Origin of the sequence: Rhizobium sp. CF122 (genome assembly GCF_000282035.1) — a bacterium.
Taxonomy (GTDB): Bacteria; Pseudomonadota; Alphaproteobacteria; order Rhizobiales; family Rhizobiaceae; genus Rhizobium.
Genome location: NZ_AKKA01000072.1, coordinates 192284 through 204240 on the forward strand (window position 1 = coordinate 192284; position 11957 = coordinate 204240).

Sequence of the window (11957 nt, forward strand, 5' to 3'; positions counted from 1 at the left end):
CGGGCATCGCTCGAAAAGAAGCGTTGACAAAAGAATCGGGATTTTTATGCTAACGTTCGCAAAGATACACGAGGATGACATGCTTCCGGCCGTTAATTTGAAGCCGCCGTTCAACATCACACGCTTCAGCCACGTTGTGTTGGAGGTCAATGATGTTGAGCGTAGCCGCGATTTCTACGTGAATGTCGGCGGCTTGGTCGAAACCGAATTCGTTGATGGCGTTTCTTACCTCCGTGGGTTGTCAGAGGCCTGCCATCACAGTCTTGTCCTTGCACCTGCAGGAGGCAGACCAACATGCAAACGGATCGGTTATCGGGTGTTTCTGGAGGAAGACCTCGATAAAGCTAAGGTCTTCTTTGACGAGAAAGGTCTCCCGGCGGAGTGGAGCGACGTCGCGAACCAAGGGAGGACCCTCCTTGTAAGCGATCCTGCAGGTGCTCGCATCGAGCTCTGCGCCTCGATGACGGTCCATCCCCGCAAGTTCCTGGAGGTCCATGAGCATCGTGGCGCCAGAGCACAAGGTCTGGATCACTGCCAAGTCATTGTTCCCGATCCGCTAGCATTGAGCGCCTTCTACGGGGAACTGGGCTTCCGGACTTCGGAATACATCGCTGCTGGCGATAACCTCCTTGCGAACTTCATGTACCGCAAGGGCGGTTGCCTAGATCTTGCCCTGGTGCCAGGCGTCGGACCGCGGATGCACCACTTCGCCTATATCGTTTCCGAGAGCAGCGACATCTTCGCGGCATGCGACTTTGCGAGCCGTTACGGATATGCGGAAAGCGTGGAGCGCGGACCGGGACGACATGGCCCATCGGGAGTCCTGTTTGTCTACCTGCGCGATCCGGATGGGCATCGAGTCGAGTTCTTCAACAACCACTATACGACGATCGACGTCGAACTGGAGCCGATCCGTTGGGACGCGGCTTCACTAAGCACGAACGTACATTGGGGTCTGCCTGCGGTTTCTAAATGGTACTTCGAAGCCAGCGATTTTACGGGAGTACCGCTGGAGCAGCCCGAAAAGTTGCCAAACCCGATGACACTGGAGCGTTATGCGGAAGGGCTCAACAAAGGCTGACCGCTGCGGAGGATTGTGGCGGAGGATCGGCGTAATGCGAAGTCCGCGGATCGCGGTGAAATCTAACTGGATGCGCTTGGGAGGATGAGATGAGTGCGAATTCCATTAAACTGACCAGAAGATCATTCTTGGGTTCTGCGGCAGCCGCGGCAGTTTTCGGCTCGATGCCGAGTGCGTTTGCCCAGGAGGGGCCTATCCGGGTAGGTGGCACGCTGCCATTGACGGGGCCACTTGCTGGCGTCGGCGCCATCCATAAGCTCGCGGCAAATGTCTTTGTCGAACAGATCAATGCCAAGGGCGGTATCCTTGGCCGCAAGGTTGAATTTGTTCTTCTCGACGACCAGTCGCTACCTGCGAATGCTCGCACTCTCTACGAACGCCTGGTGACCGCTGACAAGGTCGACCTGCTGATGGGGCCTTACGGCACGTCCTCGATCATTGCAGCGATGGGTGTCGCTGCACGCTTCAAGAAACTTCTTGTCCAAAGCAGCTTGGGCGACCCGAGCCTCGCGCCATATCCGCTGCAGTTCCCGTCTCTGCCGATCGGACCCGAGCCCCATATCACTGATACGGAGGTCGTCCTGGACGCATACGCGAGCCTTCCGAACCCTCCAAAGACCATCGCGTTTGTCACGAGCAAGTTCCCGTCTGCCCTCACTATTGCCAAGGGCGGGCAGGAAGTTGCCGAGAAGCGTGGGATCAAGAATGTTCTCAGCCTCGAATACGAATTCGGCACGAAGGATTTCGGTGCAATCGCAAACCGTATCAAGGCAGCCGATCCGGATCTGCTTTGGTCAGGTGCGGTTGGAATGGAGGCCGTCCAGCTTCTCGATGCAATGAGCCGCATCGACTACCAACCCAAGAATCACTTTTATCTCTTCCCGGCTCCAGGCCCGACTGCCGCTCATCCCAAGGCCAATGGCTTGACCTCGCTGACCTGGTTTGAAGAGCAGGAACCCTTCCTTTCCTATCCGGGTGCCAAGGAGTTTGCGACCGCGTACAACAACAGTGCAAAGGCTGCCGGTTTCCCGTACCCGCGCACCGAGTATCAAGCTGCTGTCGAATTCGCTGCATGGCAGATGCTGGCTGCAGCGGCAGAAGGCGCAGGAAAGCTCGATGACCAAGCAATGGCTGCTTGGCTGCGATCGAATACGGTGGACACTGTCGTGGGCCCAAGAACTTTCGACGGCAAGTTCAATGCCGGGAAGCAGTCAACGAAACTCAAGCAGGTCCAAGGAAAAGATTGGGTCACCGTATGGCCTACCGAATTCCGTCCGGCCGGGACGCAGTTTCTCGCACCCTGACGAATATTGCTTCGGTTCGTTGCCGAGCAAGCTTTACTGAAACAGCAAAGATGCATTCGGTCGGGCAAGGCCTGGCCGGTGCGCCCTATGGAGGAGTAAATGGCTAAGACTATGATCGCAGCTCGGCTGCATGCTTTGCATCAGCCGATGTCGTTGGATGAGATCCCGGTTCCAACGCCCCGGCCCAACGACGTCCTGGTACAGGTCAGGGCCTGCGGTATCGTTCCCAATATGGCAAATGTCATCAATAACTGGCCGACCTGGTTTCCTCACCAGCCGCTGCCGAAGTTTCCGGCCGTTTTTGGTTTGGATCCAGCCGGGGTGGTTGCAGAAGTCGGTGAGGCGGTCACGAATGTTAAGGTCGGCGACCGTGTTTACGTGAGCCCACTCAGGTCCTGTGGTTCCTGTAAGGCCTGCCGATCCGGGAATCGCAGCCAATGCCGTTATTATACCTTGAACGGATATTTCAGCACGAGCCGCGATGGTCAGAGGATCTTTGACCTTTATCCGTATGGCGGCTTCAGTCAGTACATGACCGCCCCGGAATACTCACTTATCTGCCTGCCAGATAACGTGACCTTCGAGCAGGCGGGTCGATTCGGCTATTTGGGTACATCGTATGGTGCGCTGAAGAATGCGCAGGCAGGCCCTGGTCAAGTTGGCCTCATTGATGGGATCACCGGCACCCTTGGCATCGCAGCAACGAAGCTTGCGCTCGCAATGGGCGTTTCAAAGATCTTGGGGACTGCCCGCCACAAGGAACTGCTCGATCGTGTGAAGGCCATCGCTCCTGACCGTATCGAGACATTCGTCCTTGGAGAGGGCTCCACCGGCGAGTGGGCTAAGGCACATACGGGCGGCGAGGGCGCCGACTTCGTTATAAGTGCACTTGGCGCGAGAGCCCCGGCATCGACAATGATCGATTCCATGCGGGGCGTCCGTCGCGGCGGCCGCGTGGTCGTTGTCGGAGGCGTCGCCGAAGATGTTCCGGTGGACGTGAAGTGGCTAATGGACGAGCAGGTTCAGCTCATCGGATCCAATTGGTTTACTGCTGCGCAGGGCCAGGAAATGGCCGACATGGCAGCGACAGGAGCGCTAGACCTCTCGTACCTTGAGCACAAGATCTACCCGCTTGAGCGAGTGAACGAAGCGATCTCCGGCATAGGCGAACGCGATGGCGGCTTCAGCAACTACGTCGTCGTTCCACCGATCCCATCCTCACATTGATAGCAAGTGCGAGCGTCGTGTGGTCGACGCTCGCACCATGAAAAGGGAAAAAATGTCCAAGAAAGATGTTGTGGTCCTTGTCGGTAGCCTTCGACAGGCTTCGATCAACCTGAAACTGGCGCGTGCGATGCAGAAGGTTGCACCGGACGCCCTGAATCTGGATATCTTGCCTATCGGCGATCTGCCGCTCTACAACCAAGACCTCGAAACCGAAACACCTCCGCCCGCCTGGTCGTCTTTCCGAGAGCGCATCAAGGCCAGCGATGGTGTGATTTTTGTAACCCCTGAATACAACAGGTCAGTGCCTGCTGCTCTGAAGAACGCTATCGAGGTCGGCTCTCGGCCCTATGGGAAAAGCGTGTGGGAGCACAAGCCCGGCGCAGTAACCGGTGCGTCTCCCGGCCTCATTGGCGGTGCCGCCGCGGCGCTTCAACTCCGCGTAATTCTTACCAACATCAACGTTCCTACTTTGCCGCAGCCGGAAGTCTATCTCAGCACCGCGGACAAGCTCGTGGGTGACAACGGGACGTTCCTTAATGAAGGAACGCAGAAATTCATTGAAAGCTTTCTTGCCGCGTTTGAGGTTTGGCTCGCTCGGTTCAAGTAAGGAAAGACTCCGATACCTCCCAAGCGTACAACTGCCATCGCTCCGTAGGGCGATGGCTTCTTTTTGACGCCGGTACTCGAACCGGTTTTCTCGATCGGATAAAGCAGCTCTTTGGCGCGAAGAACTGGATTTTTCGCACCGGCGCTGCGAAAATATGCCATCCAGCGGCCGATGACCGGGTCCCGAATTGCCTGCTGGACTTGGCAGAGCAACTGGGACCGATCACCGAACCGCCGAATGGGGTCGGGCCAAGCGTGGATCTTGTCCTGTACTAGGCAAACCAAACCTGCGCGATGTCAGCCAGCTTCGTGCGCGGCGACGTGATCAATGGAATAGCTGTCTTACGAACAAGCATTCGTTGGTTTTCTTCCGTCACGTACTCCACCGGCGATTTGCCGTCGACACGGGCTAAGAAGAGGGCGGGCAAGAGGCTTGCTGCGCGGGCTTCGAGAGCTTGCCGATCTTCCCAATCAACTTCGTTAAGATAGGCAGAAGTAAGGGCCGTGAACGAGGCTGCGAGCGCGTTGGCCGCTTTCTCAACAACGAGCTTCTTCAGTAAGAGATGATTCAGGCAGAAGGCGAGATCGAAGGCGGGATCGCCAAACCATGCGCATTCCGCATCCAGGAATACGGGCCCGCTTTTTCCTAGCAGAATGTTCTTAGGGCTCACGTCTCCATGAACGAGCGCCAGCTTCGTATTGGCAGTGCGATCCACCAGTTCGGAAAGGCGGTCGCCGACGAATGGGTGTTTGTCAGCGGTTGCGACCAGGTAGGGCTCAAGTCGCAAAGCGTAGAAGTTGGTGCCGGATACGAATTTCTCCGGCAGCCCTGGTGTGCGGGCACTCACAGAGTGAATTTGTCCGATCCGTTGTCCCGTAATCTCTGCCGCCTTCGGATCGACGTGTCCTTGCAGGAGGTTAGCTTTCCAGAGTGGATACTCGTCGCCCGGAAGGAATTCCATTGCGAACACGCCAGACGAAGTGTCATGGGCGAGAGGCTTCGGAACTGCAGAGGGAAAATGCTGAGCTACAAACGAAATCCAGTTCCATTCGTACTCATTCCTAGACACCGGCGCTTGCCAATGGGCAGCCACTTTCAGCTTGGGGAGGGCACGCTTCACACAAAGAACCCGTCCTGGAAGCTCCACCCGGTAGATGTCCGAAGAAACACCACCCGTCAGGGGCTTATACACCGCTTCTTCCGAGGCACCTTTCAGCCCGCTTTTCAGCAGGAAGTCATCGTATATCGTCGTCTCAGCTACAGACATGAAGGAGGTCCTATGAGGCACTAGCGGTGGGGGCTGTTGCGGGGCTGTTCAGGCTTTTCTCCAGAGAGCACTCTGACAACCTCTTGCGCGGCGCGCCGGCGCAACTCAATGAGCGATGCGTCCGAGGAGAAGGCGACATGTGGAGTGATCATCGCGCCAGGATGGGCAATCAATTCTGCCGGAACGCTCGGCTCATCCTCCAGTACGTCGAGGCCGACACCACTCAAGATGCCGGAGGCCAGTCCTTCGATTAGAGCGTCGGTGTCGACAACGCCGCCTCGGCTGACGTTGATCAACAAGCTGCCTCGACGCATTTTTGAGATCGCGTCGCGATTGATCAGGTGGTGCGTTGAAGGCGTCAGCGGTGTGTGGACCACGACGATGTCGCTTCTGGCAAGTAGGGTCTCGAAATCGACCAGTTGAATACTGTCAGGAGTATTGGATGTGTAGGGGTCGTGCGCCAACACCCGGCAGCCCAGGGCTTGCATCTTCGCTGCGGTAGCACGGCCGATCCGGCCGAAGCCGGCGATACCGCAGGTGAGTTCCGACAACCTGCGGAGGTTTGCCGAGGCGGGATCCCATTTTCCGGACCGCACTTCGCGATCAAAATGAACAAGACCACGAGCCCAGGCGATCGCAAAGCCAACTGCGTGATCTGAAACCTCTGCGACGCAATAGTCGGGCACGTTCGTGACCCAAATGCCGCGCTCGGTGGCCGCATCAACAGCGATGTTGTCCAATCCCACGCCAAGACGCGCGACGATCTTCAGGGCAGGCGAGGCCGCGATCGCTGTCGCGCTGACTTGCGCCCAGCAAGTCATAATGGCATCGGGCTGGTGCTGTGCCGCCAGTGCATCGATCTCGGCGGCCAAAGATGGCTTGGCTGGGCCGCTGACCAAGGTGAAACCAGCCCGTTCAATTACCTCCCGCTCGACGATGTCATCCGGCCATGCATAGTCCGTCAGCAGCACCGTATGTGTCATGAAAGTTCCTCCTACGTTTGTGCGAACGTTAGCGCAATGGATTGGTCAGGGTCAAGGAAAATAGGCGGGCGGCACTACCCGCTATTTCGCAGCGCAGCAGCTATTCCGTTGATGGTTAAGTGCAGCGCTTCTTCCGCATCTTCCCGCGTTCCCGTGCGGTGGCGCCGAAGCAATTCAACCTGCATGCAATTAAGAGGGTCTAAGCAGGGCAAGCGGTGGCGAATGGACTGTTTCAGCGCGGAGTTGCTTTCCAGCAGGGAAGTTTGGGCAGTGATTTGGAGGAGGGCACTTACTGTATCTCGCCACTCCTGTTCGATGCGTGCGAAGATAGTACGGCCTGTGTCCCTGTCCGTAACCAGGTTCGCATATCTGGCCGCAATTCCCATGTTCGATTTGGCCAGCACCATTTCCATATTCGCAATGAGGGTTTGGAAAAAGGGCCAGGTGCGGTGCATGTCACGAAGGGTCTGGAGGCCGTCTGGACAACTAGAAAGCCATTGCTTCACGCCCGATCCGAAACCAAACCACCCCGGCAGCATGATCCGGCTTTGCGACCATCCAAATACCCAGGGAATCGCTCTCAAATCCTCAATGGCACCTGATGAGCTTCTCGATGCCGGTCTGCTGCCGATATTGAGTTTCGCAATTTCGCCGATGATCGTTGCTTCCCAGAAGAAGCGTTCGAACCCCTTGGTTTCGTAGACCAGGCTGCGGTAGCTCGAAAATGCCAGCTGAGATACTTCGTCAATGGTGCGGACGTATTGTGAACTTGGCTCAAGCTCGCTGGCGGGCCGGAGTGAAGCCTCCAGCGTCGCGGCCATCAGGAGCTCGACGTTGCGTCGGCCGAGCGCAGGGCTGGAGTATTTCGCGGCGATAACCTCGCCTTGCTCAGTGACCCTTATCGAACCCGCTACCGCTCCAGGTGGAAGGGCAGTAATGGCTTCAAAGCTTGGACCGCCACCGCGCCCGACGGAACCGCCACGTCCGTGGAAAAGGCTGAGCTGAATCCCCTTCTCCTCGAACAAGCGAATGAACGCGGTCTCGGCCTTATAAAGCTCCCAGCCGGAGGTGAGGTATCCGCCATCCTTGTTGCTGTCGGAGTAGCCGAGCATGATTTCCTGGCGGTTTCCCAACGATTTGATGGACGCCCTATATGCCTCGATGCCCAGGGTCACCTCCATGACATCGTGGGAGTTCCTAAGGTCGGAAATCGTTTCGAACAGCGGCACGATGTTGACGGAAGCACAATTCGGCTCACCGGGCTTCAGCAACCCTACCTCGCGAAGCAGCACCATCACCTCTAGGATATCAGAGGGGGTTGCTGCTTTCGAAATGATGTAATTGGGAACACTGCGGCGGCCATACCGGTGATGCGCATCGGCGGCCTCACGGAAAACGTTCAGCTCCGAGGTCGTCTCCGAGGAGTACACCTTGAATGGCGTAGACAGCAGTCGCGGGGAACGCAGCTCGTTGCTGAGAAGCTCAATCTTTTCAGTTTCTTCCAGAGCTTCATAGTTGGCTCCGGGCTCGACTACCTCAAAGAGTTCGTGGACAACCCGGTGATGGACTTCAGAATTCTGCCTGAGGTCAATGCTGGCAAGGTGGAAGCCAAACACGTCGACTGCTCGGAGGAGTTTTCGCAGCCTGCCGGAGGCGATGTTTGCGGCGCCGTTGAGGGTGAGTGATTTGCTGATTGTCACCAGGTCTTTGGAAAATTCATTCGGATTTGTGTAACTGGGGGCTGCCGCAACAGGGGCGCGATCCACTACCGTGCTGCCGAACTTGACCGCTGTCGCGGCAAGGCGGGCGTATATGCCGGAGATCGCAAGGCGATAGGGCTCGTGCTGGCGCTGTGCGGATTTGTCAGGCGAGATTTTTGCCAGATGGCGCAGTTCGTCAGTGACGTTTACATAACGATCGTCAAGCGATAGTTCGGCTCCGAGAATGTTTAGGTCCGCTAAGTAGAATGAGAAGACACGTTCGCTTTGAAGGCGCAGGGCCTCTCGCAAGGTTTCGGCGTTTACATAGGGATTGCCATCGCGTGATCGGTTTCAATTGCCAAGGGGGCGTCAAATGATGTCGCAAGGCGCTAGGCCAGAAAGGTCTTCTGGCCATTTATGACATAGTTATTCCGCCTTGCCAGCATCACCATCCTCGTATCGGCCGATCTCCTCCAGCAACCACGCGCGAAAGGCTGCGACTGGACGGAAATCCGCCTTGCTGAGCGGTGCGACAGCATAGTAGGCGCTTGGGCTCTTAACCTGATGCGGAAAGGCTTCCACGAGTTGGCCGCTAGCCAGTTCCGAGTCAATCAGGAAGAGTGGCATCAGCGCCAGGCCGAGCCCCGCGATGCAGGCTTGTGCGACGCTGCCGAACTGCTCGAACCTCATCGCTTGAGAGGGTGTACCAGCAATCCGAAGGCTTTCGAACCAATGGCCCCAGGCTCCGGGTCGAGATGCCATGTGCAGCAGGGGCATGCGCAGCAGATCTTCTGCCTTATCGATCGGATGCGACTTGAGGAAGGTGGGGGAAGCGACCGGCGCCACCATCTCATCCATCAGGAAAGTGCAATCTGCACCAGGCCAATTGGGCTGGCCGATATGAATTGCCATGTCGATGCCGTCTCGATCGAAATCAAAGACGCCGATACGCGTGGCGAAATTCAATGTGATCTCCGGATGGCGAGCGACGAAATGCGGAATGCGGGGCATCAGCCAGCGGGTACTGAAGGTTGGTAGAATCGCGAGATTGAGTTGATCGTTATGTTGTTTGGTCATGGCTTGGAGCGATGCGGAACGGATCTCGGCCAAGGCATTGGCAATCGCCTTGGAATAGTCTGCACCTGCCGCCGTGAGGTTTACCCCGCGACTAGTTCGATCGAATAGCAAAATGCCCAATTGTTCTTCAAGCGCAGAGACTTGGCGACTGATTGCGCCTTGCGTTAGCGACAGTTCCTCCGCTGCAGCGGAAAAACTGCCCAACCGGGCCACGGAATCGAAGGCCGCGAGGGCAGAGGTAGAAGGAAGCAGTTTTCTAGCAAGGTTTACCATGCCCTATTACTATAGCTCATAGGTCGATGAGTAAACGGCGCTTGTCCTTCGCCAGGCGCGGGAGATAATTCGGCCAACTTCAAACTGCCTCAAACGGAGGATGACCCCTTGGCCTTTTCCTGGAATGACCCTTTTCTGCTCGATGATCAGCTGACTGAAGATGAGCGGATGATCCGCGACTCGGCGGCCGCTTTCGCAAAGTCTGAACTACTGCCGCGCATCCAGGAAGCCTATCTCGACGAAACGACAGAGCCCGAGCTGTTCAAACTGATGGGCGAGACGGGGCTGCTGGGAGTGACGCTGCCCGAAGAATATGGTGCTGCCAATGCATCCTACGTCGCCTACGGCCTCGTCGCCCGCGAAGTCGAGCGCATCGATTCCGGCTACCGCTCGATGATGAGCGTACAGTCCTCGTTGGTCATCTATCCAATCTTCGCATACGGCTCCGACGAGCAGAAAAAGAAATACCTGCCGGGCCTCGTTTCCGGCGATCTCATCGGCTGTTTTGGCTTGACCGAGCCCGACGCCGGATCCGATCCCGGCGGCATGAAGACCCGCGCCGAAAAGATCGAAGGTGGCTATCGGCTGCGCGGCTCCAAAATGTGGATCTCCAATTCACCGATAGCCGATGTCTTCGTCGTCTGGGCCAAGTCGGAAGCTCATAACAACGAAATTCGCGGCTTCGTGCTGGAAAAGGGCATGAAGGGGCTTTCTGCTCCAAAGATCGGCGGCAAGTTGTCGCTGCGTGCCTCGATTACCGGGGAAATCGTGATGGATGGCGTCGAGGTAACTGAAGACGCCATCCTGCCAGGTGTTTCCGGTCTGAAAGGGCCGTTCGGCTGCCTGAATCGTGCCCGTTACGGTATCTCTTGGGGCGTCATGGGAGCCGCCGAAGATTGCTGGTTCCGCGCCCGGCAGTATGGCTTGGACCGCAAACAGTTCGGCAAGCCGCTTGCAGGCATGCAGCTCTATCAAAAGAAGCTTGCTGACATGATGACCGAGATCACACTCGGGCTGCAGGGCTCACTGCGCGTCGGCCGACTGATGGATGAGCACCAGATGGCACCGGAAATGGTCTCCTTGGTCAAGCGTAACAATTGCGGCAAGGCCCTGGACATCGCTCGGCAAGCCCGTGACATGCACGGCGGCAACGGCATCCAGATCGAATACCACGTCATGCGCCACGCCCAGAACCTGGAAACGGTAAATACTTATGAGGGGACGCACGACGTTCACGCGCTGATCCTTGGCCGCGCCCAGACGGGCATTCAGGCCTTTTTCTAGGTCGAACGTTTGAACTGCCGCGCTGGCTGAGATGTCTCCGTAGGACTCGAGGCTGGCGCGTACCTAAGGCGGTTGCCGTGCATAGATGTGGTCGGCAACCAAACCGAAGATCTGACGCCCCGTTTAACACCTCCGAGCTGCTGAGAGGCGACCTGCGCATGGCTATCAATATTTCCACCGTCGCTATTATCGGCGCCGGACAGATGGGTACCGGAATCGCGCAGGTCGCGGCTAAGTACGGATTTGGGGCACTGGTTTATGATCTAGCTGAAAGTCGGGTTAACGCGAGTGTCGAAGATGGAGCTCGGTATTTTGGCCGCCAGGTAGAAAACGGAAAAATGTCAGGACAAGCCGCTCAGGAGGCTGTGTCTCGCATCAAGGGCGCCTATTCGCTCTCGGATCTGGCAGACGCTGATCTGGTCATTGAAGCCGTAAGCGAAAATGAAACAGTCAAGAGGCAGGTTTTTGCGGACGTGTCCGCCGTCCTAAAGCCTCAAGCAATTCTGGCAACTAACACTTCATCCCTGTCTATCACGCGCCTCGCGGCCTCCACGGATAGGCCTGATCGCTTTCTTGGAGTTCACTTCATGAACCCTGTGCCGGTTATGAAGTTGGTCGAACTTGTTCGCGGAATCGGAACTAGCCAAGAGACTTTCGCCGCGGCCAGGGAGTTTGCCATATCGATCGGCAAAAGCGTGACGGTATCCGAGGATTTTCCAGCTTTCATCGTGAATCGCGTTCTTATCCCGATGATCAATGAGGCCGTTTACACCTTGTACGAGGGGGTCGGTAACGTTGAAGCGATTGATACAGGTATGAAGCTGGGCGCCAATCATCCTATGGGGCCGCTCGAACTTGCAGATTTCATCGGGTTAGACACATGCCTTTCAATCATGCAGGTGCTCCATGAAGGGTTGGCCGACAGCAAATATCGTCCTTGCCCGCTGTTGGTTAAATACGTGGAAGCTGGCTGGCTGGGCCGCAAGGCGGGCAGGGGGTTTTACGATTACAGGTGCGATCCACCGCGACCCACTCGGTAGGCATTCAGATTGGAGCGGCGACCGGCATCTCCAAAGCATGGGCAATTTAGGCGTATATCATGAGCGAACGAAATGACACTCCTCGGGAAATGATGGAATTTGACGTGGTGATCG

9 protein-coding genes and 1 pseudogene are annotated in these 11957 nt (G+C 56.9%); 6 read left to right on the forward strand and 4 right to left on the reverse strand.

The features are described 5' to 3' along the window. Nucleotides 1–79 precede the first annotated feature (79 nt). The 4 genes from PMI09_RS16040 to PMI09_RS16055 all read left to right on the forward strand — a co-directional run bounded on the left by PMI09_RS16040 (nt 80) and on the right by PMI09_RS16055 (nt 4219). Complete coding sequence (locus PMI09_RS16040) at nt 80–1081, forward strand: VOC family protein (protein ID WP_037083289.1); 1002 nt, start codon at nt 80–82, stop codon at nt 1079–1081. An 89-nt stretch (nt 1082–1170) separates the two neighbouring features. Next, nucleotides 1171–2385 carry an amino acid ABC transporter substrate-binding protein gene (locus tag PMI09_RS16045; RefSeq protein WP_007796141.1) on the forward strand — a complete coding sequence of 405 codons (1215 nt, stop codon included), beginning with the start codon at nt 1171–1173 and terminating at the stop codon, nt 2383–2385. Nucleotides 2386–2496: 111 nt separating this feature from the next. Then, nucleotides 2497–3612, forward strand: a complete 1116-nt coding sequence (locus PMI09_RS16050) for an alcohol dehydrogenase catalytic domain-containing protein (RefSeq protein ID WP_193385402.1) — start codon at nt 2497–2499, stop codon at nt 3610–3612. A gap of 52 nt (nt 3613–3664) precedes the next feature. Continuing rightward, entirely contained in the window at nt 3665–4219 is a 555-nt protein-coding gene (locus PMI09_RS16055) for an NADPH-dependent FMN reductase (protein ID WP_007796147.1), read from the forward strand. 271 nt (nt 4220–4490) lie between these two features. Here PMI09_RS16055 and PMI09_RS16060 read toward each other — a convergent pair whose 3' ends face one another. The 4 genes and pseudogenes from PMI09_RS16060 to PMI09_RS16075 form a co-directional block, all read right to left on the reverse strand. Beyond that, nucleotides 4491–5486 (reverse strand): phosphotransferase family protein, encoded by a 996-nt coding sequence (locus PMI09_RS16060; protein WP_007796150.1) that lies wholly within the window; start codon nt 5484–5486, stop codon nt 4491–4493. Nucleotides 5487–5506: 20 nt separating this feature from the next. Further along, entirely contained in the window at nt 5507–6469 is a 963-nt protein-coding gene (locus tag PMI09_RS16065) for a C-terminal binding protein (RefSeq protein WP_007796154.1), read from the reverse strand. A 74-nt stretch (nt 6470–6543) separates the two neighbouring features. Further along, nucleotides 6544–8511, reverse strand: a pseudogene (gene ppc / locus PMI09_RS16070) (phosphoenolpyruvate carboxylase); the annotation flags it as partial. Nucleotides 8512–8595: 84 nt separating this feature from the next. Then, nucleotides 8596–9519: a LysR family transcriptional regulator gene (locus PMI09_RS16075; RefSeq protein WP_007796160.1), complete on the reverse strand. Its 924-nt coding sequence runs from the start codon at nt 9517–9519 to the stop codon at nt 8596–8598. Between the two features lie 108 nt (nt 9520–9627). Between PMI09_RS16075 and PMI09_RS16080 the strand changes: the two genes are divergently transcribed. Together PMI09_RS16080 and PMI09_RS16085 are read left to right on the forward strand one after the other, a co-directional pair. Then, nucleotides 9628–10803 carry an acyl-CoA dehydrogenase gene (locus PMI09_RS16080; RefSeq protein WP_007796163.1) on the forward strand — a complete coding sequence of 392 codons (1176 nt, stop codon included), beginning with the start codon at nt 9628–9630 and terminating at the stop codon, nt 10801–10803. Nucleotides 10804–10961: 158 nt separating this feature from the next. Then, nucleotides 10962–11843 (forward strand): 3-hydroxybutyryl-CoA dehydrogenase, encoded by an 882-nt coding sequence (locus PMI09_RS16085; RefSeq protein WP_007796165.1) that lies wholly within the window; start codon nt 10962–10964, stop codon nt 11841–11843. Nucleotides 11844–11957 lie beyond the last annotated feature (114 nt).